The sequence below is a fragment of the Mycobacterium sp. genome (genome assembly GCF_052143115.1).
GTDB lineage: Bacteria > Actinomycetota > Actinomycetes > Mycobacteriales > Mycobacteriaceae > Mycobacterium.
The window spans coordinates 1-24,823 of record NZ_JBKQTQ010000082.1; the positions used below are offsets into that span (position 1 = coordinate 1).

The 24,823-nt window shown below is 65.0% G+C and carries 26 protein-coding genes and 1 tRNA gene; 3 read left to right on the forward strand and 24 right to left on the reverse strand.

Translation table 11 applies throughout. The features are described 5' to 3' along the window. Both ACLQI9_RS09490 and ACLQI9_RS09495 read left to right on the forward strand, forming a co-directional pair. Positions 1 to 198, forward strand: a 198-nt coding sequence (locus ACLQI9_RS09490) for an ATP:cob(I)alamin adenosyltransferase (protein WP_442391557.1), incomplete at its 5' end; no start/stop codon positions are given. A gap of 70 nt (positions 199 to 268) precedes the next feature. Next, the gene (locus tag ACLQI9_RS09495; RefSeq protein WP_442391559.1) at positions 269 to 694 is read left to right on the forward strand and encodes a VOC family protein; all 426 of its coding nucleotides are present in this window, start codon (positions 269 to 271) and stop codon (positions 692 to 694) included. A 9-nt stretch (positions 695 to 703) separates the two neighbouring features. Here the strand turns inward: ACLQI9_RS09495 and ACLQI9_RS09500 are convergent, their stop codons facing one another. The 22 genes from ACLQI9_RS09500 to argS form a co-directional block, all read right to left on the reverse strand. Next, the gene (locus ACLQI9_RS09500) at positions 704 to 1,147 is read right to left on the reverse strand and encodes a DUF2550 domain-containing protein (protein WP_442389146.1); all 444 of its coding nucleotides are present in this window, start codon (positions 1,145 to 1,147) and stop codon (positions 704 to 706) included. Between the two features lie 6 nt (positions 1,148 to 1,153). Next, positions 1,154 to 1,519, reverse strand: coding sequence for a F0F1 ATP synthase subunit epsilon (locus tag ACLQI9_RS09505; protein WP_442389148.1), 366 nt, complete (start codon positions 1,517 to 1,519; stop codon positions 1,154 to 1,156). Positions 1,520 to 1,548: 29 nt separating this feature from the next. Further along, positions 1,549 to 3,000, reverse strand: a complete 1,452-nt coding sequence (atpD, locus tag ACLQI9_RS09510; RefSeq protein WP_442391561.1) for a F0F1 ATP synthase subunit beta — start codon at positions 2,998 to 3,000, stop codon at positions 1,549 to 1,551. 24 nt (positions 3,001 to 3,024) lie between these two features. Further along, entirely contained in the window at positions 3,025 to 3,930 is a 906-nt protein-coding gene (locus ACLQI9_RS09515) for a F0F1 ATP synthase subunit gamma (RefSeq protein WP_442382149.1), read from the reverse strand. Positions 3,931 to 3,936: 6 nt separating this feature from the next. Next, positions 3,937 to 5,589 carry a F0F1 ATP synthase subunit alpha gene (gene atpA, locus ACLQI9_RS09520; RefSeq protein WP_442382150.1) on the reverse strand — a complete coding sequence of 551 codons (1,653 nt, stop codon included), beginning with the start codon at positions 5,587 to 5,589 and terminating at the stop codon, positions 3,937 to 3,939. 42 nt (positions 5,590 to 5,631) lie between these two features. Further along, the gene (locus ACLQI9_RS09525; RefSeq protein ID WP_442382151.1) at positions 5,632 to 6,972 is read right to left on the reverse strand and encodes a F0F1 ATP synthase subunit B/delta; all 1,341 of its coding nucleotides are present in this window, start codon (positions 6,970 to 6,972) and stop codon (positions 5,632 to 5,634) included. A gap of 5 nt (positions 6,973 to 6,977) precedes the next feature. Next, positions 6,978 to 7,496: a F0F1 ATP synthase subunit B gene (locus ACLQI9_RS09530; RefSeq protein ID WP_442382152.1), complete on the reverse strand. Its 519-nt coding sequence runs from the start codon at positions 7,494 to 7,496 to the stop codon at positions 6,978 to 6,980. 9 nt (positions 7,497 to 7,505) lie between these two features. Then, positions 7,506 to 7,763 carry a F0F1 ATP synthase subunit C gene (locus tag ACLQI9_RS09535; RefSeq protein WP_442382153.1) on the reverse strand — a complete coding sequence of 86 codons (258 nt, stop codon included), beginning with the start codon at positions 7,761 to 7,763 and terminating at the stop codon, positions 7,506 to 7,508. A gap of 74 nt (positions 7,764 to 7,837) precedes the next feature. Then, the gene (gene atpB / locus ACLQI9_RS09540; protein WP_442382154.1) at positions 7,838 to 8,623 is read right to left on the reverse strand and encodes a F0F1 ATP synthase subunit A; all 786 of its coding nucleotides are present in this window, start codon (positions 8,621 to 8,623) and stop codon (positions 7,838 to 7,840) included. Next, entirely contained in the window at positions 8,616 to 9,092 is a 477-nt protein-coding gene (locus tag ACLQI9_RS09545; protein WP_442382155.1) for an ATP synthase subunit I, read from the reverse strand. The genes atpB and ACLQI9_RS09545 overlap by 8 nt, the downstream gene beginning before the upstream one ends. Positions 9,093 to 9,315: 223 nt before the next feature. Continuing rightward, positions 9,316 to 10,524, reverse strand: a complete 1,209-nt coding sequence (locus ACLQI9_RS09550; protein WP_442382169.1) for a glycosyltransferase family 4 protein — start codon at positions 10,522 to 10,524, stop codon at positions 9,316 to 9,318. 33 nt (positions 10,525 to 10,557) lie between these two features. Then, a complete protein-coding gene (locus ACLQI9_RS09555) occupies positions 10,558 to 11,211 on the reverse strand; it encodes an L-threonylcarbamoyladenylate synthase (RefSeq protein ID WP_442382156.1) in 654 nt (217 codons plus the stop codon). Further along, on the reverse strand, positions 11,204 to 12,070 hold the full coding sequence (gene prmC / locus ACLQI9_RS09560; protein WP_442382157.1) for a peptide chain release factor N(5)-glutamine methyltransferase: 867 nt from the start codon (positions 12,068 to 12,070) through the stop codon (positions 11,204 to 11,206). The genes ACLQI9_RS09555 and prmC overlap by 8 nt, the downstream gene beginning before the upstream one ends. Further along, positions 12,067 to 13,140 carry a peptide chain release factor 1 gene (gene prfA, locus ACLQI9_RS09565; RefSeq protein ID WP_442382158.1) on the reverse strand — a complete coding sequence of 358 codons (1,074 nt, stop codon included), beginning with the start codon at positions 13,138 to 13,140 and terminating at the stop codon, positions 12,067 to 12,069. Before prfA ends, prmC begins: the two co-directional genes overlap by 4 nt. Positions 13,141 to 13,228: 88 nt before the next feature. Next, positions 13,229 to 13,471: a 50S ribosomal protein L31 gene (rpmE, locus tag ACLQI9_RS09570; RefSeq protein WP_442382159.1), complete on the reverse strand. Its 243-nt coding sequence runs from the start codon at positions 13,469 to 13,471 to the stop codon at positions 13,229 to 13,231. A gap of 140 nt (positions 13,472 to 13,611) precedes the next feature. Further along, the gene (gene fadD1 / locus ACLQI9_RS09575; RefSeq protein WP_442382160.1) at positions 13,612 to 15,219 is read right to left on the reverse strand and encodes a fatty-acid--CoA ligase FadD1; all 1,608 of its coding nucleotides are present in this window, start codon (positions 15,217 to 15,219) and stop codon (positions 13,612 to 13,614) included. A gap of 111 nt (positions 15,220 to 15,330) precedes the next feature. Beyond that, positions 15,331 to 17,169, reverse strand: coding sequence for a transcription termination factor Rho (rho, locus tag ACLQI9_RS09580; protein WP_442391563.1), 1,839 nt, complete (start codon positions 17,167 to 17,169; stop codon positions 15,331 to 15,333). Positions 17,170 to 17,430: 261 nt separating this feature from the next. Then, a complete protein-coding gene (gene thrB, locus ACLQI9_RS09585; RefSeq protein WP_442382170.1) occupies positions 17,431 to 18,366 on the reverse strand; it encodes a homoserine kinase in 936 nt (311 codons plus the stop codon). 8 nt (positions 18,367 to 18,374) lie between these two features. Beyond that, on the reverse strand, positions 18,375 to 19,466 hold the full coding sequence (gene thrC, locus ACLQI9_RS09590) for a threonine synthase (protein WP_442382162.1): 1,092 nt from the start codon (positions 19,464 to 19,466) through the stop codon (positions 18,375 to 18,377). Continuing rightward, a complete protein-coding gene (locus ACLQI9_RS09595; RefSeq protein WP_442382163.1) occupies positions 19,463 to 20,788 on the reverse strand; it encodes a homoserine dehydrogenase in 1,326 nt (441 codons plus the stop codon). The genes thrC and ACLQI9_RS09595 overlap by 4 nt, the downstream gene beginning before the upstream one ends. A 4-nt stretch (positions 20,789 to 20,792) precedes the next feature. Next, positions 20,793 to 22,124 carry a diaminopimelate decarboxylase gene (lysA, locus tag ACLQI9_RS09600; protein WP_442382171.1) on the reverse strand — a complete coding sequence of 444 codons (1,332 nt, stop codon included), beginning with the start codon at positions 22,122 to 22,124 and terminating at the stop codon, positions 20,793 to 20,795. Between the two features lie 83 nt (positions 22,125 to 22,207). After that, the gene (argS, locus tag ACLQI9_RS09605; RefSeq protein WP_442382164.1) at positions 22,208 to 23,860 is read right to left on the reverse strand and encodes an arginine--tRNA ligase; all 1,653 of its coding nucleotides are present in this window, start codon (positions 23,858 to 23,860) and stop codon (positions 22,208 to 22,210) included. Between the two features lie 113 nt (positions 23,861 to 23,973). On the opposite strand from argS, the gene ACLQI9_RS09610 reads away from it, so the two are divergent. After that, a tRNA-Arg gene (locus tag ACLQI9_RS09610) sits at positions 23,974 to 24,046 on the forward strand. A 280-nt stretch (positions 24,047 to 24,326) separates the two neighbouring features. Here ACLQI9_RS09610 and ACLQI9_RS09615 read toward each other — a convergent pair. Together ACLQI9_RS09615 and ACLQI9_RS09620 are read right to left on the reverse strand one after the other, a co-directional pair. After that, on the reverse strand, positions 24,327 to 24,500 hold the full coding sequence (locus ACLQI9_RS09615) for a hypothetical protein (protein ID WP_442382165.1): 174 nt from the start codon (positions 24,498 to 24,500) through the stop codon (positions 24,327 to 24,329). Further along, the coding region (locus ACLQI9_RS09620; RefSeq protein WP_442391565.1) for a DUF7144 family membrane protein at positions 24,501 to 24,823 on the reverse strand (323 nt) is incomplete at its 5' end. It lies immediately after the preceding gene.

A 24,823-nucleotide genomic window follows, 5' to 3' on the forward strand; every position in this document is an offset into this window, starting at 1 on the left:
CTCGTCGCCCGCACGGTAGTACGCCGGGCTGAACGTTCGGCGTGGGCCGCGGTCGATGCTCAGCCGGAAGGGGTCAGCTTACTGCCGGCGAAATATCTGAACCGACTGTCAGACCTGCTTTTCATCCTGGCGCGGGCGGCCAACCCCGGCGGCGATGTGCTCTGGAAACCCGGCGGCGGTCAGCCAAAGGCGCAGTGATGCCAGGTTTTCGCGGTTTCTCGCTTTCGAAAGCAGGATTGCCTTGAAACACAATCGGTCTATCCCGCCGGTGACCGTGATTCCCGTGCTGGTCTATCCCGACGTGCGAGCGGCGGTCGACTGGCTCACGACGGCCTTCGGATTTGCCGAGCGAACCCGGATCGGCGAGAGCCACCGGGCACAGATGAGCATCGGCGCCGATGGCGCGATGATCGTGGCGGACGTGGCAGGTGAGCGGCACCCGCCGCAGTCCGGCATCGTTACGCACGAGATCAAGGTGCGGGTAGCCGACGTTGCCGCCCAGTTCGAACGTGCCCGGGCGGCTGGGGCGACTGTGCTGGAGGCGCCCATCGACCGTGTCTACGGCGAACGCGAGTGCACCGTCGCGGATCTCGCCGGTCACCGCTGGCAGTTCACCGAAACATTGCGTGACGTCCGCCCTGAAGAATACGGATGCCAAACCGTCACCGACTGGCAGACCCATTCGGCCAGTTAGCTTTTCAGGCTAGACGCTGCGACGGCGCGCGCGGGGTGAGGGACGGGATTCCAGCCAGGACAAGAACGCGGTCGATGCGCCCTTGTCGAGCGCGATCTCGTAACCGGACCGGCGGTCCTGGGTCGTGTCGCGCAACTCCAGCACGACGATCGCATCGGTCATGATGTCGAACTCGTCGCCGCGTGGCGCACGCCTGGCCACGATCTCCACACCTCGCCGGCTGAGCCGACGATCCGGCCACAGGCGCAGACTGGACAGCCGGTAGAAAGCGGCCTCTTCGCCGCGGTAGCGGATCACGCCGTGCCGCCAGCCGTGACCTCCGACCGCGGGGATATCCCGCATGATCCCCGCTGTTCCGCCCTGGCGGAGTTTCCACAGCCGATAACTCAAGGCGAGGACGGCCGCCCCTAACACGAGGACGAGCACGACCATGCCGACCATGGGCGCGCTCATCGGCGGCTAGTCGATCGCGCCGACGGCGCGCAGTCTGGCGCGTCCCCTGGCGGCGATGTGGGGATCGTCGGACTCGGAATCCTCCTTGGCGGCGGCCTCGTCGATCTCCGACGCGAACTCGGCGGATTCGGCCAGAATGCTGACTCTCTCCTCGGTTACCGACAGGAAGCCCCCGTCGACCGCGATCCGCAGATCGTCTTCGCCGTCCCGTTCGACGCGCACCATGGCGTCGTCGACCAACTGGGCCACCAGCGGGATGTGGCGGGGCAGGATGCCGATCTCGCCGACGGTGGTGCGGGTGAACACGAACGTGGCCTCACCAGACCAGATCTTCCGGTCGACCGCGACTATCTCGACATTCAATTCGGCCATGCCACACCACCTTTCGACTCGACCGGAAGTTACAGTTTGGCGCCGAGGCTCTCGGCCTTCTTGGCCAGGTCGTCGAGGCCACCGATCAGGAAGAAGGCCTGCTCGGGTACGTGGTCGAACTCACCCTTGGTCAGGCGGTCGAACGCCTCGATGGTCTCCTTCAGCGGGACCGTCGAACCCGGCTGCCCGGTGAACTGTTCGGCCGCCATCATGTTCTGCGAGAGGAACCGCTCAATGCGCCGGGCCCGGTTGACCAATTGCTTGTCCTCTTCCGACAGCTCGTCGATGCCGAGGATGGCGATGATGTCCTGAAGGTCCTTGTACCGCTGCAGGATTCGGATGACTTCCTGCGCCACGCGGTAGTGCTCGTCGCCCACGACGCCGGGGTCGAGGATGGTCGAGCTCGACGCCAGCGGGTCCACCGCGGGGAAGATGCCCTTGGAGAACACCGAACGAGACAGCTCGGTGGTGGCGTCCAAGTGCGCGAACGTGGTCGCCGGCGCCGGGTCGGTGTAGTCGTCGGCCGGCACGTAGACGGCTTGCATCGACGTAATCGACCGTCCCCGCGTTGAGGTGATGCGCTCCTGCAGCTGACCCATTTCGTCGGCCAGCGTGGGCTGGTACCCCACCGCCGACGGCATACGGCCGAGCAGCGTCGACACCTCCGATCCGGCCTGGGTGAATCGGAAGATGTTGTCGATGAACAGCAGCACGTCCTGGCCGGCCTCGTCACGGAACCACTCCGCCATCGTCAGCGCGGACAGTCCCACTCGCATACGGGTGCCGGGCGGCTCGTCCATCTGACCGAACACCAGCGCGGTGTCCTTGAGCACGTCAGCTTCGCCAAGCTCGACCCACAGGTCATTGCCCTCGCGGGTGCGTTCGCCCACACCGGCGAACACCGAGGTGCCGCCGAAGTTTCGGGCGATGCGGTTGATCATCTCCTGAATAAGAACTGTTTTGCCCACGCCCGCACCACCGAACAGCGCGATCTTGCCGCCGCGCACGTACGGCGTCAGCAAGTCGACGACCTTCAGGCCGGTCTCGAGCATCTCGGTGCGCGGTTCCAGCTCGTCGAACGGCGGCGGCTTGCGGTGAATAGGCCAGTGCTCGAAGTCTTTTCCGTACCCGGGCTCGTCGAGGCAGTCGCCCAGCGCGTCGAACACGTGGCCCTTGACACCGTCGCCGACCGGTACCGAAATCGAGTCGCCGGTGTCGATCACCTCGACGCCGCGCACCAGCCCATCGGTGGGCTGCATCGAGATGGTGCGGACCAGGTTGTCGCCCAGGTGCAGCGCTACCTCCAGCGTCAACGTCTTCGCGAGCGACTCGAACGTAACGTCGGCGTGCAGAGCGTTGAACAGCTCCGGCACCGAGCCACGCGGAAACTCGACGTCGACAACGGGTCCGGTAATCCGCACCACGCGGCCGTTGGTATCGGTGCCCTTGGAGTTCTTCGACTTCTGAGTGCTAGCAGTCATATCTTCTTCGCTTCCTGATGGGGCTTATTTAGCGGCATCGGCGAGCGCGTTTGCGCCACCGACGATTTCGCTGATTTCCTGGGTGATTTGGGCTTGGCGCTCACGGTTGGCCTCGAGAGTCAGGGCTTTGATGAGATCGTCGGCGTTGTCGCTCGCCGACTTCATTGCCCGTTGACGCGATGCCAGCTCGGACGCAGCGGACTCGAGCAGCGCCGCATATACGCGGGTCGTCAGGTAGCGCGGCAACAGCGACTCGAACAACGTCGTCGCATCCGGCTCGAATGAGTACAACGTGTACGGTCCGGCGTCTTCCACGTACTCCACAACCATAGGGGCGATGCGGTGCGCCTCCGCCGACTGCGACATCATCGACTTGAACTCGGTGTAGACGATGTGCAGCTCGTCGACGCCGGCGGGCCCGTCCTGCTCACCCTCGGCGCCCGCCATGAAGGCGGTCACCAGGGTCTCAGCTATCTTAGCGGCATCCTCGTAGCTGGGTCGCTCGGAAAAGCCTGTCCACGATTCAACGATGTCCCAGTTTCGGAATGTGTAGTAGCCCAGCGCTTTACGGCCGACGGTGTAGAGCACCGGCGTTTTGCCGCTTTCCCGCAGCAGCGAGAAAAGCTCCTCGGCTCGGCGGAAGGCGCCGGAGTTGTACGCGCCACAAAGGCCACGGTCAGACGAGACCACTAGCACACCGGCCCGTTTCGGTTCCGGGCGCTCGACCAACAACGGATGGTCCAAAGCGGCTTCGGCGGCCAGGGTGGTGAGCATGCGGGTGATCTCGGTGGCGTAGGGCCGAGCCTCCTGCAGCCGGGCCTGCGCCTTGCCGATACGCGACGTCGCAATCATTTCCTGTGCCTTGGTGATCTTCTTGATCGACCCGGCGGAGCGGATCCGACCCCGCAGTTCGCGAAGTGTGGCAGCCATCCTCGATTACTTCTTTTGCTCCGGCGGCGCTGGCTTGTGAACTTGCACCGCTTCTTTGGCCAATTTCCCTTCGTCAAGGGCTTCCACATGCTCGTCGGGCACCACCGAGCCGCCGCCGGTGGCCGCAAAGCCCTTCTTGAATTCCTTGATCGCCTTGGTCAACTTGTTTTCCGTCTCCTCGGTGAGCTTCTGAGATTCCCGGATCTCGGACAAGATGCTTTCTTCGGACGCCCGAACGTGATCGAGGAACTCGGTCTCGAACCGCCGCACGTCTTCGACCGGAACCGAATCCAGGTGACCACCGGTACCGAGGAAGATCGCAACCACCTGCTCCTCAACCGGCACCGGTTGGTTTTGCGGCTGCTTGAGCAGTTCCACGAGTCGAGCGCCGCGCTCCAATTGTGCTTTCGACGTGGCGTCCAAATCCGAGGCAAAGGCCGCGAACGACTCCAGTTCCCGGTACTGCGACAGATCCAGCCGCAGCGATCCGGCGACTTCCTTCATCGCCTTGATCTGTGCCGCACCACCCACGCGGGACACCGAAATACCGACGTTGATGGCGGGCCGGACGCCCTGGTTGAACAGGTCGGACTCCAGGAAGCACTGCCCGTCGGTGATCGAGATGACGTTGGTCGGAATGTAGGCCGAGATGTCGTTGGCTTTGGTCTCGATGATGGGCAGGCCGGTCAATGAGCCGCCACCGAGATCGTCGGAAAGCTTGGCGCAGCGCTCCAGCAGGCGCGAATGCAGGTAGAACACGTCGCCCGGGTAGGCCTCGCGGCCCGGCGGGCGGCGCAGCAGCAGCGAGATCGCGCGGTAGGCCTCGGCCTGCTTGCTCAGGTCGTCGAACACGATCAGCACATGCTTGCCCTCATACATCCAGTGCTGAGCGATCGCCGAACCGGTATACGGCGCAAGCCATTTGAAGCCGGCAGAGTCAGATGCGGGCGCGGCGACGATCGTCGTGTAGTCCATCGCGCCGCCTTCTTCCAGCGTGTGGTGGACGGAGGCGATCGTGGTGCCCTTTTGCCCGATAGCTACGTAGACACACCGCACCTGCTTTTTCTCATCACCGGATTCCCAGTTCTGTCGCTGGTTGAGAATGGTGTCCACGCAGACGCTGGTCTTGCCTGTCTTACGGTCGCCGATGATCAGCTGCCGCTGGCCGCGGCCGATCGGCGTCATCGCGTCAATTGCCTTGATACCGGTCTGCAGTGGCTCTTTGACGCCCTGGCGCTGCACCACCGACGGGGCCTGAATCTCCAAGGCCCGTCGGTCGTCGGCTTCGATGTCGCCGCGGCCGTCGATCGGGTGACCAAGCGGGTCGATGACCCGGCCGAGGAACCCATCACCCACCGGCACCGAAAGCACCTCGCCGGTGCGTTTGACCTGCTGGCCCTGTTCGATGGTCTCGAAGTCACCCAGGATCACCGCGCCGACGCTGTGCTCGTCGAGGTTGAGCGCCACGCCCAAAACCCCGCCGGGAAATTCGAGGAGCTCTTGGGTCATCACCGACGGTAAGCCCTCAACGTGCGCAATACCGTCGCCGTCGTCGACGACCGTGCCGACCTCCTCCCGGGCCGTGTCGGAGGTAACGGAGCTAACGTATTCCTCGATCGCGCCCTGAATGTCGTCAGCGGAGATTGTCAACTCTGCCATGGCTTTTCGTTCTTCCTGCTTGTTGATTGACTACGTGGTGTTTCAGTCTGGCAACTGGGTCTGGGCCGCGGCGAGACGAGACGAGAGCGTACCGTCGATGATCTCGTCGCCGACCGAAATTGCGAGTCCGCCTAGCAGTCCGGGGTCGATTTGCATCTGCACTGTCACCGGATGGCCGTAGATCCGGCTCAGCACTTGGGTCAGGCGCTCTTGCTGGACGTCGCTGAGTTCGGTGGCCGCGCTGACGTGCGCGACGACTTCGCCACGTCGAGCCACCGCCACTTCACCCAGCGTGAGCACCGCTTCCTCGGCCGGTTCACCCCGCAACAACTCGACCGTCTTGGAAAGCAGTTCAAGCGCTATCGGATTGACAGTGGTGCTTGCGCTTTCCAGCACGTTGCGCAGCAACCGAACCCGGCTGTCGGCGGGTGTTTCGTAGTCGCCGAGCAGGATGGAGAGGCGCGGCTGAGCATCAACGATCCGGCTGAACCAGAACAACTGGTCTTCTACCTCGTCCAGCGAACCGGCATGTTCGGCACGCGTCAACAATGCGTTCCGCAACACCAGCTCGACCGCGTCGACCAGATCGTTGTTGGCCGACCAGCGTTGCGAGACGGCCGCCTTGAGGATGTCGAGCGCGGGCTCTCCGACTTTGTCGGATACCAGCCGCTCGAGCAGCCGGACTCTGGGCGCGGCGTCCTCAGCCGGCGTAGTTAGATACCGGGTGACGACGGTCTCGCGTTCGAACAGTGCGGCGACCGATGTCAGTTCATCGGCAAGCGTAGAAAGCCCGCTGTCGTCAAGGTCTTTGGCTATCTCACCGAAGCGCTTCATCAGAGCGTCCAGCGACAGTCGGCTAGCCGAACGCATTTTCGCCGATAGCGGGTACTGGACGTCCGCCTCGGACGGCGCCATCGCATCAAGCTCGTCGAGAAAGCGGTTGACGGTGGCTGACTGCTGCGTCGGGTCGGCAACATAGCCACGCACCAATTCCCCTGCCCGCCACACGGATTCGGCGCCGAATTCCTGACGCAGCTGGCGAACCAACTGCGCTCGCAGTAGCTCGACCTGCTTGGCGCCCTGAACTTTGACGCGCTCGACCTCTGCATCGGCTTGAGCCCGCAGTTGTTCGGCAATGCGTTCGGCGTCGGCGCCGGCCTCTTCGGTAATCCGCTCCGCTTCCGCCTTGGCGTCTTTGCGCGCTTTGTCGTGGGCTTGGCTGGCTTCCGCGAGCCGATCGGCGGCAGCCGCGGCGTCGTCCAACTGTTGGCGCACGACGTTCTGCCGATCGACCATCATTTTGCGCACCGGCGGCACGACCCAACGCCATACGATCCACACGATGACGGCGAACCCAATCAGCTGCCCGATGAATGTCGACATCTTCGCTACCGACCTGCCCCGGTGGCTGAGACTGAGGTGGTGATCTCGACGCCGAGGATGCGGCTGGCCAAGGTGGTGGACATGGTGTCCACGCGAGAGCGCAGATCCGTAGCCACCGCATCCCCCTCCCGCTTGAGTTGGTCGGCGGCGTCCTGCAGTGTCGAGGAAACCTGTTCCTCGGCGCGGGTGCGCATTTCCTCGAGGACCTTGCGGCCCTCTGCCCGGGCGTCGTCGCGGGCCGCCGATGACTTGACCCGAGCTTGCGACATTGCCTTCTCGTAGTCCTCCTTGGCGGCGGCGAACTGCTCGGCCGATTTTTTGTTGTCGGCCTGCGTCTTGGTGACCATTTTCTCGCGCTCGTTCAGCACCCTCATGATCGGTGGCACCACGAAGGTGCCGATCACGCCGAGCACGATCAAGAAGATGATCAGCATAACGAAGAAGGTGCCGTTGGGGAGGAGGAAGTTGCCGCCTCCCTCAGCCTGGCTGGCGGTAGCCAGGACGACAGCGCCCATGTCACCCATCTTGGCGAGTTACTTCGGCGCGATCGGGGTGGCGAAGACGAACAGCGCCATGAAGGCCAGGTTGATGAAGTAGGCGGCCTCGACCAGACCCACGGTGATGAAGAACGGGACGAACAGCCGGCCCTGCGCCTCGGGCTGCCGCGCGATACCGGAGATCAGCGCGTTACCGGCGACACCGTCACCGATACCGGCGCCGATCGCGCCCCCGGCCATGATCAGTCCGCCGCCGATAAGGGCGCCGAGGCCGACAAGATTGGGGTCTCCCATTTTTTATCCTCCTTGATATTTGGTTAGGGCTCTGTCAGGTCTGTAGTGGTGTGGAAGCCGGGGTTTTGGCCGTCCTAATCGTGTTCCCCTTCCAGCTCCATCGATTGACTGAAGTACAAGACGGTCAGCAGCGCGAAGATGAACGCCTGGATCGCGCCGACGAATAGGTCGAATGCCTTCCAGATCGCGTTGGGCGCCCACATGATGTAGGGCGGGAATAGCGCGATCAGCGCGACCAGGATGCCGCCGGCGAACATGTTGCCGAAAAGTCGGAGCGATAGCGAGATCGGCTTGGCGAGTTCTTCAACCACATTGATTGGCGAGAAGATCACCCCGACGACGGTAGGCAGGGTGCCCCACACGTGCCCCTTGATGATCTTGACGGGATACCCGACGGGGCCGCTGCGCCACACGCCGGCCAGGTGGTAGCAGAGGAACACGAACAGCGCCAGCGCCAGCACATAGTTGATGTCCGACGCCGGCGGGGCGAACAACTCTTTCGGAGACCCGCCCGCCGGGTCGGTGTACTGAACGGGCAGCACCGACAGCCAGTTCGAGATCAGGATGTACACGAAGAGCGTGACGGCCAGGGGCAACACGAAGGGCGCGATTCGCATCCCGATCGCGGATTCGATCTGGTTGCGCATCTGGATAGTGATCGCCTCGAAGAACAACTGCACACCGCCCGGCACGCCGGTGGAGGTGACCTTGGCGCGCAAGAAGAATGCCAGGGCGATGACGATGACGGCGGCGAGGGCAGCGGACGCCACGGTGTCGACGTTGACGGTCAAGCCGAACCAGCGGGCGGTTTCGTGGTGGCCGACCTCGATGGCACCCTCAGCCAGCAGCGTCTCAGTCATCGCTGTCGCCTTTCCCTTCCAGTCCGTTGCCCGCGCCGCCCTCCCAGCCGCGGTCGGCGGTCTCGGTGCGCAGCTTCTTCCAGACCGGCAGCGCGGTCGACACCACCAGCAGAACCTGGAACAGCGCAAGCCCGAACACCACGCCCAGCCCGGCGGGTCGGAAAACGAATGCGGCGCCCAGTCCGATCACGGTGATGATCAGCAGCCTGCTTGCCGAGTTCATCGCCATCTGCTTCTTCAGCGGATGCGCTTCGGCGGTGATCGCCGCCACCGACCGCTGCACACCGACGGCGTTGAGCAAACCCAGCAGAAGCCCCACGCCGAAGAAAACGCCCACCATCGGGTGGTGCAGCGAGCCCGCGACGGCGATCGCGACGACGGTCAGCACAAGCGAGATGGCGAGGAGACGAACCGGCCGGAACGCAACCGAGGGAAACACCAACGGCGCGTCCTGCCCTGGTGTTGTCACTGCTGCACCTCGTCCTCGCTAGGGGGGAGTTGCCTGGTTGATCTGTGCGTGGCCCGTTGAGCGTAACGGAGGGCAATCACTGCACTCGCATCACCCAAGGGACAACTCCCCTTTGTCGGTCGTACGTCGGACCAATCGGACGCGAATCCGATGGCCGGTGGCCGGCAACCCGCGAGGTTTATTCGGGTTCTACCAGCACCGTACCATACTGCGGGCCGCCCTACTACTCCTCGTCGTAGATATCCTCGCGGCGGCGTAACAGCGGGATCAACGTGGCGATAACCGCGATCGCAATCGCGCCCAGCATCACCGCTGCGGTATCGCGCGGGTTGAAGAAGATCGTGCTCGCGGCGCCGAAAGCGACTATGCCCACCCACAGATAGATCAGCAGAACCACGCGGCGATGCGAATGACCGATCTGCAGCAACCGGTGATGCAGGTGCATCTTGTCGGGGCTGAACGCGCTGCGACCCGCCCGGGTGCGCCGCACGATCGCCAGCAGCAGGTCGAGCATCGGGACGAACATGACCGCCACGACGAGTAGGAACGGCGACAGCAGAGCAAACACGTCGCGGGCGCCGTAAGCGTTCTGCGAGATCGGTCCCGCAGCCGTCGTCGACGCGGCGGCCAACATCAGGCCGATCAGCATCGAACCGGAATCCCCCATGAAGATCTTGGCGGGATGGAAGTTGTGCGGCAAAAAGCCCAGACAGGCCCCGGCCAGCACTACCGAGATGACCGCCGGCGGGTAGAAGAGCACGTCGCCCCCGTGGTCGCGAAGCAGGCCGACCGAGAACATGCAGATGGCCAGCGCGGTGATGAGGCCCAGCCCGGCGGCCAGCCCGTCAAGACCGTCGACGAAGTTCATCGCGTTGACGATCGACACGGTCAGCGCCAGCGTGAGCAGGATCGAGGAGGCTTGGTCCAGCACGATGGTGCCGACGCCGCCCAGCGGGATATACAGGACACTCCAGGCGACGCCCATCGTGACCAGCACACTGGCAGCGGTGATCTGACCGGCGAACTTAGTCAGTGCGTCCAGGCCCCACCGATCGTCGATCAGGCCGATGCCCATGATCACCGCGCCTGCCACGACCACCGCGGGCATGCCCGACGAGTAGACGAAACCGCGTGTGAGAGCGGGCAGCTGAGATGCGAGAAAAACCGCGGCGATGACGCCGAGAAACATCGCCAGACCGCCCATCCGTGGCGTCGGCGTGGTGTGCACATCGCGTTCGCGCGGGTAGGCCACCGCACCGAACCGGGTCGCCAGCAGACGTACCGGTCCCGTCGCAAAGTAGGTGATGATCGCGGCCGTGAGCCCGACGAGCGCCAACTCGCGCAACGGAACACCGGCGCCACGGTCAGACAGGGCGAGCAGACCGTCGGCGAGGTTGTGGATACCCCTAACCACCCCGAGACCGTACTGCACCACCCTGAGACCATAGTGAATCGCCGTGGCGAGTCAGCCGGTCAGACTCGCGGCGTCCAAACCGAGCACCGCGGCGATACCCTCGGCGCTGACGGGTCCGGATCGGAGAATGCGTGGTTCGGGCCCGGTCAAGTCCAGGATCGTCGAGGCCGCCTGCTGTGCGGCAGGACCGGCGTCGAGATAGACGTCGACGAGGTCACCTAGCTGGTTGCGCGCCTCGCCGGCGTCGACGGCCGGCGGACGGCCGGAGACGTTGGCGCTCGATACCGCCATCGGCCCGACCTCACGCAACAGTTCAATGGCTACCGGGTGCAGCGGCATCCGCAGCATCACCGTGCCCCGGGCATCGCCGAGGTCCCACTGTAGGGACGGCGCTTGCCGGACCACCAGGCTCAGCGCGCCCGGCCAGAATGCGCGGATCAGGTCACGCGTTGACTGCGGAACCATCAGCGCAAGGCCGTCGATGGTGTGCCAAGAGCCGACTAGCACCCCCACGGGCATGTCGCGCCCGCGTCCCTTCGCCGATAGCAGTGCGGCCACCGCTGAGCTGTCGAAAGCGTCGACGCCGATACCGTAAACCGTGTCGGTCGGGAGAACCACCAGCCCACCGTTCTTGACGGCCGCAGCTGCCGATGCGATTCCGCGGGAACGCTGTTCGGGATCGGCGCAGTCGAATACGTCAGTCACGGGCGCCGTCGCCCCTTCTGCGGGCCGTCACGAATCTGCTCCGGCCGGTCAGATCTGTTCGGGCGACGATGTCATCGAAAAGACCAGTGCTGCTGACGAGTTCGCATGTCAGCAACGATGTGGTGTCGTCGTGCTCGACGGCGAAGAAACCTCCCGGACGCAACCATCGGCCGGCGAGCCGGACAACGGCGGCGATCACCCTCATCCCGTCCGGACCACCGAACACAGCTTGCGGCGGATCATGTTCAGCGACTTCGGGTTCGAGCTCAACAGTGTCAGGCACATAGGGCGGGTTGGTCACCACCAGATCGACTTGCCCGTCGATCTCGCTAAGCAGGCCGGGGTCGGTGGCATCAGCCCGCACTAACTCGACCTTGGTGCCCAACGAGTTTCTGCGCGCATACTCAAGTGCGGCATCGGAGTTGTCGATGCCGAGCACCCGCGCTTCCGGCCAGCGCTGCGCCAGTGCGAGCGCCAGCGCACCCGAACCGGTGCAGACGTCGACGATGAGCGGCCACGCGGGAGCTCCCGGAAGACACTGCGCGGTAGCCCATTCCAACATGACTTCGGTTTCCGGGCGCGGAATGAAAACGCCGGGCCCGACGAACAGCGTCAGCGGACCGAATGCGGCTGTGCCGGTGATGTGCTGCAGCGGCACTCGCCGCGACCGCGCTGTGATCGCGGCGTGGTAGCGATCGAAGAAGGTGTCGTCAGGCGAATCGATCAGCGCCAGCCGTCCTCGCTCGGCGCCGGTCAGGTGCGCGGCCAACTCCTCGGCGTCGTAGCGCGCGGAGTTGATTCCGGCGTCTGCGAGCAGCGTCGTGGCCGAGTCGATCGCGCACCGCAGTCGAGTCGTCATGCCTGCTGCAGCCGTGATTGCCTGTCGGCGACGCTCAGAGCGTCGAATAATGCGTCAAGGTCGCCGTCGAGAACCTGATCGAGATTGTGTGCTTTGTAACCGATGCGGTGATCGGTGACCCGGTTCTCCGGGAAGTTGTAGGTGCGGATGCGTTCGCTGCGGTCCACGGTGCGGATCTGGCTGGCGCGATCGGCCGACGCGTCGGCCAGTGCCTGTTCCTCCGCCATCACCTGCAGGCGAGCGGCAAGCACCTGCAACGCGCGGGTCTTGTTCTGCAGCTGCGACCGTTCGTTTTGGCAGGTGACGACAATTCCGGTGGGCAGGTGAGTAATTCGCACCGCCGAGTCGGTGGTGTTGACGCCCTGACCGCCCTTGCCGGAGGACCGGTAGACGTCGACGCGTAGGTCCGACTCGTCGATCTGCACCTCGCCGACTTCCTCGGGCTCCGGGTAGACCAGCACGCCGGCGGCCGAAGTATGCACGCGGCCTTGGGATTCGGTGACCGGGACCCGCTGCACCCGGTGCACCCCGCCCTCGAACTTCATCCGCGACCACACGCCGTCGGCCGAGTCGCCCTTGCTGGCGATCGCGAGCGTCGCGTCCTTGTAGCCGCCCAAGTCCGAGGTGGTTTCGTCCAGTACCGTCACCGCCCAGCCATGTCGTTCGGCGTAGCGGATGTACATCCTGGCCAGGTCCGCGGCAAAGAGGGCCGATTCTTCGCCTCCCTCACCGGATTTGACCTCGAGCACGATGTCGTCGGCATCGTGGGGGTCGCGGGGTGCCAGCATGTCGGTGAGCTGGGTGTCCAGCTCGGCAGCGCGTGATTCCAGTTCGGCGACTTCGTCGACGAAGGACGCGTCGTCGGCAGCCAGTTCACGTGCGGTCTCCAGGTCTCCTCGCACCGACTCCAGCTTGCGGTGGGTGGCCACGATTGGCGCCAGCTGCGCGAACCGACGACCGACTTTGCGCGCATTGGCCGCATTGCTGTGCAGTTCGGGGTCGGACAGCTGACGCTCGAGCTCGGCGTGTTCGGCCAGCAGCGCGTCGATCGCCTGCACGCCCTGCGTCATGCTGAGCTCCAATCCAGCGTCACGTTATCCGAACGCAAAACGACGCCCGGCCTGTGCGGTTTACGCAACAGTTCGGGCGTCGCTGCAACTACTTGTCGGCCGAGGCGTCTTTCTCGGCGCCGGCCTTGCGCTTGCCGTAGCGCTTCTCGAAACGAGCTACCCGGCCGCCGCTGTCGAGAATCTTCTGCTTGCCGGTGTAGAACGGGTGGCACTGCGAGCACACCTCGACCACGATGTGGCCGCTTTCCTTGGTGCTGCGGGTCGTGAAGGTGTTGCCGCACCCGCAGAGCACGGTGGTCTCGCCGTAGGCGGGATGAATGTCAGATTTCATGATGTCCTCTTCAATCGTCGGTCGCCGGGTCGCCCTGATGAGCTATTGGACGTGAACCGGAACCTCAACTTCGGCTGTCGATTATGCCAGGTCAGCCGCTCTCCCCCTAAACGCGCGCCGGCAGCCGCGCATTCCCCGGACTAAGTGGGGCTGACCTGGTACTTCGCCGGCTGGTCGACCACGACATAGGTCTTGTCGCGCCCGATGCGGGTCCACAGCAGGCCATCCTCCGGCGCAGCGCCGCGGGCGCTCAGTTCGCGCTTGAGGATCTTGTTGGTGGCGGTGGAGGGCAGGCCGTCGGTGATCCAGACGTGGCGCGGCCAGGCCTTGGGCGACAGGTCGGACTGGCCGGCCAGAAACTCACCCAACTCCCCCGGCGTCAGCTCGGCGTTGTCCGCCAACACCAATGCCGCCATCACCTGGTCTCCCACCTGCTCATCAGGTACCGCGTACACCGCCACCTGGCTGACAGCCGGCAACCGTTGCAGGATGCGCTCGATGGGCGCCGTCGTCATATTTTCGCCGTCCACCCGCAGCCAGTCTCCGCTGCGCCCGGCGAAGTAAATCCAGCCATCCGCGTCGCGATAGGCCAGGTCACCTGACCAGAACATGCCGTGGCGGAGTCGCGCGTCGGTGGCGTCCTGGTCGTTGTAGTAGCCGGCGAACAGGCCTGCACCGGACGTGTTGACCAGTTCGCCGATCGCTTCGTCGGGGTTGATCAACGCGCCGTCGCCGTCGAATTGGGCCACCGGGCATTCGGTGAGCGTGTCCGGGTTGTAAATGCTCACGCCGGGAAAGCCTTGGCCCAGTGAGCCCGCCGGGCAACCGTCTTCGCGGGTGATGATGATCGCGCCTTCGGTCGAGCCGAAGCCGTCCCACACTCTGCAATCGAAACGCCGGCTGAACTCCGCGATGTCGCGGTCGCTTGCCTCATTGCCGAACGCGACGAGCAGCGGGTTGTCCGCATCGTCGGGCTGCTCGGGGGTGGCCAGCACGTAGGCCAGCGGCTTGCCGACGTAGTTCATGTAGGTCGCGCCGTAGCGGCGCAGATCGGGCAGCAAACCGGATGCCGAGAAGATGGCTGGAACCATCGCCGCACCGGAGCCCACCGCCACACTCCAGCCCGCCAGCAGTGCGTTGGAGTGAAACAGCGGCATCGACAGGTAGCAGACGCCGGATGAATCCACCTCGAACCGCTCGATCAGGTTGGCGCCGGCGAAAATCACGGTCAGGTGCATCACGCGGACCGCCTTCGGCTCGCCGCTAGTGCCCGAGGTGAAGATCATCATGAAGGTGTCGGTCGGGTCGACCTCACGATGGGGCACCAGCGGCCCGGCTGCTGCGAGCAAACCAGACCACTCGGTGCCCGAGATGTCCAGAACGCGGACGCCGGGCAGGTCGAGGCCCTCAAGGAGTCCGCGGTGGGCAGGGTCGGTGAGCACTATCTGACAGTCGGCCCGCAGGATGTCTTTGGCCAGCGCCGCGCCGCGACGGGTGTCGTTGATGCCGCACAACACGTAACCACCGAGTGCGGCCGCCGCCATCGCGGTGAGCATCTCGGGGGTGTTGCCCAGCAGCGCACCGACGTGCAGGGGCCGTTTGGGGTCGGCGATACCGATCAATGCGGCGGCCGCAGCGGAAGCGTCCGCCAGATGCTCGCCCCAGCTCCACACCCGGTCGCCGTATTTCACCGCCGGAGTGGGGTCGCCAACGCGGCTGCGAAGCAGTTGCTGAACAGTGTCCGCCACGGCTCACCACTTTCCCGTCGGTCCCCGACAGGCTGGCACGTTACCGCCGCAGCTTTAGCTGCTCAGCGGGAAGGGCAGTGTTCGTCGACTGCGGTGATGTGCTAATCGCGGTCAGTCGTTGTCGTTACCCGGTGTCGTCTTAGACACCTGAACCAGGAACTCGTAGTTGGTCTTGGTCTTGCGCAGCTGCGACATCAGTAGGTCGATGGCCTGATGGGAATCCAGTCCCGACAGCACGCGGCGCAGCTTGTGCACAATGCCGAACTCGTCTGGCGACAAAAGCAATTCGTCCTTACGGGTGCCCGACGGGTTCACGTCCACGGCGGGGAACACCCGACGTTCGGAGATCTTGCGGTCGAGCTTGAGCTCGGCGTTACCGGTGCCCTTGAACTCCTCGAAGATCACTGTGTCACCGGTGGATCCGGTTTCGACCATCGCCGTGGCGATGATGGTCAATGAGCCGCCTTCTTCGATATTGCGGGCGGCGCCGAGGAAGCGCTTCGGCGGGTAGAGGGCCGTGGAGTCGACACCACCGGACAGGATGCGGCCCGACGCCGGAGACGCATTGTTGTAGGCACGTCCGAGGCGGGTGATCGAGTCCAGCAGCACGACGACGTCCTTGCCCTGCTCGACCAAGCGCTTGGCGCGCTCGATCGCCAGCTCAGCCACCGAGGTGTGGTCTGACGGCGGCCGGTCGAACGTCGAGGCGATGACCTCGCCCTTGACCGAGCGCGTCATGTCGGTGACCTCCTCAGGCCGCTCGTCGACGAGCACGACCATGAGGTGGCATTCCGGGTTGTTCCTGGTGATCGCGTTGGCGATGTCCTGCAGGATCGTCGTCTTACCGGCCTTGGGCGGCGACACGATCAGTGCGCGCTGGCCCTTGCCGATCGGCATGATCAGGTCGATGACCCGCGTGGTCAGCCGGTCGGGGGTGGTTTCCAGGCGTAGCCGCTGGTTGGGGTACAGCGGTGTCAACTTGCTGAAATCGGGACGCTTCTTGGCGTCTTCGACTGGCCCACCGTTGACGGTGTCCAAGCGCACCAACGGGTTGAACTTCTGCCGCTGGTTGGGTTGTTCGCCTTCCTTGGGCACCCGCACCGCGCCGGTCACCGCGTCGCCTCGGCGTAAGCCGTTCTTGCGCACCATGTTCATCGAGACATAGACGTCGTGCGGGCCGGCGAGATAACCGGAAGTGCGCACGAACGCGTAGTTGTCCAGAACGTCGAGGATGCCGGCAACCGGCTGAACGACGTCGTCTTCGCGCAGTTCGGTGTCACCGCCGCCGCCGTCGCCCGACCGATCGCCGCGACGCCGGCGCTCCCGGAATCGGCGGCCTCGGCGGCCGCCGCGCCCGTCACCGTCGTCGTCTTGCTGGTTCGAGCCGCCGCGGTTCTGTTGTCCGCCCGAGCCCTGTTGATCGCCGCCCTTGTCGGACTCCCTATCGGACTCGCGTTCGTCGGACTTGGTGTCCTGTTGGTCGTGGTCACGCGTCGGCTTCTCAGCGGTTTGATCGGCCTTTTCCCCTCCGCCATGCCGCTCGTCTGCCTGGTCGACGGAAGATCCCCCTGCGCTGGAGGCAGCGTGGGTCGGGTCGTTGGCGGTCGCTTCGGTCTGGTTGGCCGGAGCGTCGGTCACGTGGTTGTGTGATTCGCCGCTGGCGCCGACGTTGGCAGGTGCACCGTTTGCGTGCCCTTTGCGGCTTTCCCGAATCGCGGCGATGAGTTCGTTCTTACGCATCCCCGATGTGCCCTTCACGCCGGCTCGATTGGCCAACGCGCGCAGTTCGGGCAGCACCATGGTGGACAGCGAACCGTCCGACGCACTGGTGTTGGCCTCCGGGCCCGACCCGGATGCGTCGGGGCCGGCGGAAGTGTCGGGGGTCACGGTGTTCGACAGCTTGTCATTTTCAGTGCTGTCGCCAGCCGTAACGAGGTCCGTTTCAGTCACGGATTTCCTTTCTCTCCCTCGCTGATCGAATCAAGCAAGGGGTTCGTTGCAATCGGCCAAATCGCCGAGTGCTACCAACAATCGACTCTGCAACGGTGATCGCCACAGTTGGCGGTTTAAATGGCGAACCATCGTCCACGAGAAGATTTGGTGTTCGTCCTAGTGTCTACGCAGACTCAGAGGCTGCAATTGCTGGACGGCTCCGAGGATAACCTGCTTCGATGCCGGAAGCAAGAAGCCCCCTCACCACGCCAGTCGACGCTAGCTGCGGACGGCCACTCCGGAACTCCAGCGGACCCCGTCACCGGCCGTCATCTCACTGACTGCAAACCCGTTTGCGGCGCCGTACTCCAGGGCCTCGGCTGGCAACTCGGATGCCGTGCTCAGCGCGATCACCGCCGGACCAGCGCCAGATAGCACAGCTGCCACCTGATAACGCCGCAATAGTCGAAGGTATTCCGCCGATGCCGGCATCGCGGGCGCGCGCTGCGGCTGATGGAGCATGTCCTCGGTGGCGGCCATCAGCAGATCGGGCCGTTCGGTGAGCGCCACTACCAGCAGCGCTGCGCGGCTGAGATTGAATCGGGCGTCATGGTGGCTGACCTGCGCAGGAAGCAGCACCCGCGCCTCCGCCGTCGACGAGCGTTGCTCCGGAATGGCTGGAAACAGATGGATTTCGGGATGTAACCGCAGTGGCACACCCGAGAAGCTGGGCGGGTCGCAGCCGCGGTCGGTCCACGACACCACCGCACCGCCCAACACCGCCGCGGCGGCGTTGTCGGGATGCCCTTCGAATTCCGACGACAACTGAATCAGCTGGGCCTGGCGCAGAGGAGTCGAACCTGCTTGTGCGACAATCCCATTGACCGCTGCAAGGCCGCCGACCACCGCCGCTGCCGACGAGCCGAGACCCCGCGAGTGCGGGATGGCGTTACGGCACCGCACTATCAAGCCGGGCGCGGTGACGCCGGCCGCCTGCAGCCCGCGCTCGACGGCCCGAACCACCAAATGACCGGAGTCGAGCGCCAACTCCCCGGCGCCCTCGCCTTCAACTTCGACGATCAGGCCAGGATCGGTTGTCTCGACGATGATTTCGTCGTACAGACTCAACGCCAGCCCGATACTGTCGAAGCCCGGACCGAGGTTGGCGCTGGACGCCGCGACCACCGAACTGGCCAGCAGCCCGGCAGGCAGCATCTGGGTCACTAGACCAATCCCAATTTCGCGACGACGGCGACGGGGTCGACGGGCACCGGCGACACGCTCGGCATGTCCCGCAGCGCCGTGTCGGGATCCTTGAGGCCGTTGCCGGTGACAGTGCACACCACGGTCGATCCCGCTGCCACCCAGCCGTCGTCGACGGCTTTGAGAAGACCGGCGATGCTCGCCGCCGACGCGGGTTCCACGAAGACGCCTTCGGTACCGGCCACCAGGTGATATGCGGCCAGAATCTCGTCGTCGGTGGCGGCCAGGAACCGTCCCTTGGACTGCTGCTGCGCCTCGACGGCCGACGCCCACGACGCCGGCGAGCCGATGCGGATCGCGGTGGCGATGGTCTCGGGCTGGCTCACCGGTGCGCCGAGCACCAACGGCGCCGCGCCGGCGGCCTGGGTGCCGAGCATGCGGGGTAGTTTGTCGATCACTCCGTCGGCGTGATACTCGGTGTAGCCCTTCCAGTAGGCCGTGATGTTGCCGGCGTTGCCGACCGGTAAGGCGTGCACGTCCGGTGCGGTGCCCAGCGCGTCGACGATCTCGAACGCCGCCGTCTTCTGGCCCTCGATGCGGACCGGGTTGACCGAGTTGACCAACGAGATCGTCGGGAAGTCGGCGACGATCTTGCGGGCGAGTTCCAGGCAGTCGTCGAAGTTGCCGTCGATCTGGATGACCTTGGCGCCGTGCATCACGGCCTGCGCCAGCTTGCCCATCGCGATCTTGCCTTGCGGGATCAGTACCGCGCAGGTGATGCCGGCGCGGGCGGCGTAAGCCGCCGCCGAGGCAGACGTGTTCCCGGTCGACGCACACAGCACGGCCTGCTGCCCGCGGGCCACCGCGTCAGTGACGGCCATCGTCATGCCGCGGTCCTTGAATGAGCCGGTGGGATTGAGGCCCTCGACCTTGAGATGAACTGTGCAGCCGGTCTTTGCCGAGAGCCTGGTTGCCGGTATCAGCGGGGTGCCGCCCTCCAACAAGGTGACGGGAGCCCAGTCGTCGCCGATCGGTAGCCGATCCCGATAGGCCGCGATCACACCCGGCCACGGCCGATGAATGCCGGTCTTGGCGGCGCTTGCCGGGCTCATTCGCTGGTTCCTTCCAGCCGCAGGACGCTGGACACACCCTGTACCACGTCGAGATCAGCCAGGGCATCGACGGTTTCGGACAGTGCGGCGTCGGTGGCGCTGTGGGTGACCACCACGATGCGGGCTCCTACCCGGTGCCCGCCCTCGCCGACGACACCTTCCTGGCGAACTTCGGCGATGCTGACTTCGCGCTTGGCGAATTCTGCCGCAACCGAGGACAATACGCCCGGCTTGTCAGCAACGTTCATGCTCACGTAGTAGCGGGTAGAGATGAAACCCATTGGCGCGATCGGTAGTTGAGCGTACTTCGACTCCTTCGGCCCGCGGCTGCCCAACACCCGGTTACGGGCGGCCATCACCAAATCGCCGGTCACTGCCGATGCGGTCGGCGCTCCGCCGGCACCCTGACCATAGAACATCAGTCGACCCGCGGCCTCCGCCTCGACCACCACGGCGTTGAAGGCGCCGCTGACCGTAGCAAGCGGATGCGACAACGGCACCAGCGCCGGGTAGACCCGAGCCGAAATCCGCTGCTGCCCATCGCCGGTCGTGATTCGCTCGCAAATCGACAGCAACTTGATCGTGCAGCCCAATGCCCGCGCGGACGCGAAGTCATCCGGGGTGATCGAGGTGATGCCCTCGCGGTAGACGTCGTCGGCGGTCACCCTGGTGTGGAACGCGATGGACGCGAGGATCGCGGCTTTCGCTGCGGCGTCATAGCCTTCGACGTCCGCGGTGGGATCGGCCTCGGCGTAGCCGAGTGCGCTCGCGTCGGCCAGCGCGCGCTCGTAGTCGACGCCGGTGCTGTCCATCTCGGAGAGGATGTAGTTGGTGGTGCCGTTGACGATCCCGGCTACCCGCTGCACCGTGTCGCCGGCCAGCGACTGGGTCAGCGGCCGGATCACCGGGATGGCACCCGCCACGGCAGCCTCGAAATACAGGTCCACATGCGCGCTTTCAGCAGCTTGCGCGAGCTCTCCGGCAGCGACCGACAGCAGAGCTTTGTTCGCCGTCACGACAGATTTGCCATGCTCCAGCGCGGACAGGATCGCCTTGCGCGACGGCTCGACCGGCCCCATCACCTCGACGACGATGTCGACGTCCTCGCGGCCGACCAGTTCATCGACGTTTTCGGTGAGCAGATCGATCGGCACACCCCGGTCTGCGGCTATCCGCCGTACACCGATGCCGCGCAGCACCAGCGGCGCGCCGATCCGGGCAGCGAGATCGTCGGCACTGTCCTCGATGATGCGAACAACCTCGCTGCCCACATTGCCCAGTCCCAATACCGCTACGCCGACCGGCTTTTCATCACCGTTCACGCCTTCACCTCACTTCCAGACTCAGTAGATCGTCGACGGTCTCCCTGCGCAGGATCAGACGGGCCTGCCCACCGCGCACAGCCACCACCGCGGGGCGGCCGATCAGGTTGTAGCGGCTCGACAGCGAGTAGCAGTACGCACCGGTGGCTGCGACCGCGACCAGGTCGCCCGGCGCAATGTCGTCGGGCACCCAGGTGTCCCTGACGACGATATCGCCACTCTCGCAGTGCTTCCCCACGACACGGGCCAGCGTCGGAGCCGCATCGGTGGCCCGGGAGACCAGTCGAACGTCGTATTCCGCCCCGTACAGTGAAGTCCGAATGTTGTCGCTCATCCCGCCGTCCACGCTGACGTAACGGCGATGCGCTGTCGCGCTCACCCCGACATCCTTGACGGTGCCAACCTCATACAGCGTGATGGTCCCCGGCCCGGCGATGGCCCGACCTGGCTCAACGACCAGCCGGGGAACCGGCAACCCCACGGCCGCGGATTCATTGCGCACGATGGACCCGAGCTTGTCGGCGAGTTCGCGCACCGGCGGTGGATCGTCGTTCGGTAAATACGAGATGCCCAGGCCGCCACCGAGATCGACGGTGGAAATCTGTGCGGTCTTGTCGACCCCGAACTGGGCGACGACATCGCGCAGCAGGCCGATCACCCGGTGCGCGGCAAGCTCGAAGCCGCCGACGTCGAAGATCTGCGACCCGATGTGGCTGTGCAGGCCCACCAATCGGAGGTGATCGGTGGCGAATACCCGTCGAACCGCGGCCATCGCCGCGCCGTTGGCCAGCGACAGCCCGAACTTCTGGTCTTCGTGGGCGGTGGAGATGAACTCGTGGGTGTGGGCCTCGACGCCGACGGTGACGCGGACCAGCACATCCTGAACGACACCGGCCTCACCGGCGACGGCATCAAGGCGCTCGATCTCGGTCATCGAGTCGACCACGACATGACCGACGCCGGCCTTGACCGCCGCGGTCAGCTCGGCGACTGATTTGTTGTTGCCGTGCAGCGCAATCCGCTCAGGGGGGAAGTTGGCGTGCAGCGCGACCGCCAGCTCGCCGCCGGTGCAGACGTCCAGCGAGAGGCCTTCCTCGTCGATCCACCGCGCTATTTCGCTGCACAGGAAGGCCTTGGCGGCGTAGTGCACGTTCGCACCACCGCCGAATGCCGCTGCGATCTCGCGGCACCGCGACCGGAAATCCGCTTCGTCGACGACGAAGAGTGGCGTGCCGTACTCCTGCGCCAGCCAGCTCAGCGTGACACCGGCGATACTGACGACTCCGTCGTCACCGCGGACCGCGTTGTGCGGCCATACGTTTGGTGCCAGCTCCAGGAGTTCGTCTGCCGTCGCGGGTCGCGGTGGAACGCCGGAGTGATGGAACCCTTCGGCGTGCCGCGGACCAGCGGGATGCGCGCTCACATCCGCTCCGGTGCGCGGACACCCAGGATGGCCAACCCATTGGCGATGACTTGGCGGGTCGCCTGACACAGGGCCAGTCGCGCGGTGTGCAGCTGGTTGGGTTGTTCGTCGCCCTGCGGCAACACCCGGCACGAGTCATAGAACCGGTGGTAGTCGCCGGCGAGGTCTTCCAGGTAGCGGCACACTCGGTGCGGTTCACGCAGTGACGCAGCGGTTTTCAGCACCCGTGGGAACTCGCCGAGACCACGGACCAGCGTGCCCTCCTTGTCGTGGGTGAGCAGCTCGAGGTGGCTGGTGTCGGGGATCAGGCCGAGTTCGGCGGCGTTGCGGGCCAATGCGGAGAGCCGGGCATGCGCGTATTGCACATAGTAGACCGGGTTTTCGTTGGACGCCGACGACCATAGCGCCAGGTCGATGTCGATCGGAGTGTCTACCGATGAGCGGATCAGGCTGTAGCGGGCGGCATCCACGCCGATCGCCTCGACCAGGTCGTCGAGCGTGATCACGGTGCCGGCCCGTTTGCTCATCTTCACCGGCTGGCCGTCGCGGACCAGGTTGACCATCTGGCCGATGAGCACCTCGACGGTGGCCGGGTCGTCGCCGAACGCGGCTGCGGCGGCCTTCAGCCGGGAGATGTAGCCGTGGTGGTCGGCGCCGAGCATGTAGATGCACAGGTCGAAGCCGCGTTGCCGCTTGTCCAGGTAATAGGCGAGATCACCGGCGATGTAGGCGGGTTTGCCGTCGCTCTTGATCACGACGCGGTCCTTGTCGTCACCAAAAGCGCTGGTGCGCAACCAGGTTGCGCCGTCCTTCTCGTAGATGTTGCCGTTCTCGCGAAGCCGGGCGATCGCCTGCTCGACACGACCGCTGGTGTGCATCGACTCTTCGTGGGTGTAGACGTCGAAGTCGGTGCCGAACTCGTGCAGCGATGACTTGATGTGCGCGAACATCAAGTCGACGCCGATCCTCCGGAACGTCTCGTGCTGCTCCGCGGCGGGCTGGCTCAGCGCATCGGGCGCTTCCTTTAAGACCTGCGCGGCGATGTCGGCGATGTAGCTGCCGGCGTAGCCATCTTCCGGAGTGGGCTCGCCTTTGGCCGCGGCGATCAGCGAGTTGGTGAACCGGTCGATTTGGGCGCCGTGGTCGTTGAAGTAGTACTCGCGTACCACGTCGGCGCCCTGCGTCGACAGCAGCCGGCCCAGTGCGTCGCCGACCGCGGCCCAGCGGGTGCCACCGATGTGGATCGGCCCGGTCGGATTGGCCGAGACGAATTCCAGGTTGATCTTGTGTCCGGCCTGGTCATCAGAGTTGCCGTAGGTGTGGCCGGCGTCGATGACGTTGTTGATAATGGCGCCGTGCGCCGACGCGTCCAGGCGCAGGTTGATGAAGCCGGGTCCGGCCACCTCCGCCGACGCGATGTCGTCAGCCTCTGCCAGTGCCTCGGCCAGCCATCCGGCCAGCTCGCGCGGGTTGACGCCGACCTTTTTGCCGAGCTGCATCGCCAGGTTGCTGGCGTAGTCGCCGTGCTCGGGGTTGCGCGGCCGCTCGACGGTGACCGTCGGCGGCAGCGCGGCGGTGTCGAGCTCATGCTCGGTCAGCACCGCGGTTGCGGTGGCCTTGAGCAGCTCGGCCAGGTCGGCGGGGTTCACGCAGGCCATCCTATTGGCTGAGGTCCTCAGGCCTCGAATCCATTCCGGTGCTCAGCAGGCTGCCGTAATGCGTTAGTCTGTCGTGGCCCGTTGGCGCACCATCTCGCGCGTGCGCCCCCGTAGCTCAGGGGATAGAGCGTCTGCCTCCGGAGCAGAAGGCCGCAGGTTCGAATCCTGCCGGGGGCACAAGTGTTTTAGCAGTTCAGAGGCTATTTCTGCCTAGACTGACATGCCGTGTGCCATCCATGTGCCATCCACCTTCGCCTGCTCGCACGGTTCGCCGCTCCACGGAACCAACCTGAGCGGTGCCAGGCACCCAGGGTGTCTCAAACATATGAGCCGTGGGTCCGACTTTCCTGACGTCGGCCAGACCCTTACCCCGGCCGACTTGGCCGACTCGGTTGCGTCTACATCGGCCGGGTCGCCTGCGGGAAACTCCTACCCCCAATCCGGGGCGGCGCCCCCGTTAATCGGTGTCCGGAACGTTGGCTTGCTGCGGATAGAAGATCGGCTGGTACGGATCGCGGTGCCAATCGTATTCGGCCGAAATCGCCGCGATTTCGGCGACCGCCCGGCCGGCCAGCCGCGATACCAGGTTACCGTCACATCCGCAAACTGGCAGGGCTTGACCGTCACACATTCACGGCTCGTGGCGCGACCGCGATACATCCCACGTCGCGATGGCCCAGATGACGAGGGCGTTAAGTGCGATCAGCACAATAGACCACACCGGGTAGTAGGGAAGCCAAAGGAACATGACTACGATTCCGAGGCACGCAATGATAATCCCCATTACCCGCGCCCACGTTGTGCCCCAGAAAAGCCCAAAGGCGACGACAATCAACAGAATTCCCAGCGCGATGTGCACCCATCCCCAACCAGTTGTGTTGAATTTGTACGCGTAATCTGGCCCGACGACGAGCAGCTGGTTGTTGACCACCGCAGACACACCCGTGAGAAGAG

Coding starts and splice junctions, on each gene's coding strand:
- ACLQI9_RS09500 (WP_442389146.1), bottom strand. CDS start 1,147: ATGAGCGCGCCCATGGTCGGCATGGTCGTGCTCGTCCTCGTGTTAGGG.
- ACLQI9_RS09505 (WP_442389148.1), bottom strand. CDS start 1,519: ATGGCCGAATTGAATGTCGAGATAGTCGCGGTCGACCGGAAGATCTGG.
- atpD (WP_442391561.1), bottom strand. CDS start 3,000: ATGACTGCTAGCACTCAGAAGTCGAAGAACTCCAAGGGCACCGATACC.
- ACLQI9_RS09515 (WP_442382149.1), bottom strand. CDS start 3,930: ATGGCTGCCACACTTCGCGAACTGCGGGGTCGGATCCGCTCCGCCGGG.
- atpA (WP_442382150.1), bottom strand. CDS start 5,589: ATGGCAGAGTTGACAATCTCCGCTGACGACATTCAGGGCGCGATCGAG.
- ACLQI9_RS09525 (WP_442382151.1), bottom strand. CDS start 6,972: ATGTCGACATTCATCGGGCAGCTGATTGGGTTCGCCGTCATCGTGTGG.
- ACLQI9_RS09530 (WP_442382152.1), bottom strand. CDS start 7,496: ATGGGTGACATGGGCGCTGTCGTCCTGGCTACCGCCAGCCAGGCTGAG.
- ACLQI9_RS09535 (WP_442382153.1), bottom strand. CDS start 7,763: ATGGGAGACCCCAATCTTGTCGGCCTCGGCGCCCTTATCGGCGGCGGA.
- atpB (WP_442382154.1), bottom strand. CDS start 8,623: ATGACTGAGACGCTGCTGGCTGAGGGTGCCATCGAGGTCGGCCACCAC.
- prmC (WP_442382157.1), bottom strand. CDS start 12,070: ATGACGACTCGACTGCGGTGCGCGATCGACTCGGCCACGACGCTGCTC.
- prfA (WP_442382158.1), bottom strand. CDS start 13,140: ATGACGCAGGGCGTGCAGGCGATCGACGCGCTGCTGGCCGAACACGCC.
- rpmE (WP_442382159.1), bottom strand. CDS start 13,471: ATGAAATCTGACATTCATCCCGCCTACGGCGAGACCACCGTGCTCTGC.
- thrB (WP_442382170.1), bottom strand. CDS start 18,366: ATGCTGCCTGCCGGGCTGCTGGCCAGTTCGGTGGTCGCGGCGTCCAGC.
- thrC (WP_442382162.1), bottom strand. CDS start 19,466: ATGAGCCCGGCAAGCGCCGCCAAGACCGGCATTCATCGGCCGTGGCCG.
- ACLQI9_RS09615 (WP_442382165.1), bottom strand. CDS start 24,500: ATGTGTGACGGTCAAGCCCTGCCAGTTTGCGGATGTGACGGTAACCTG.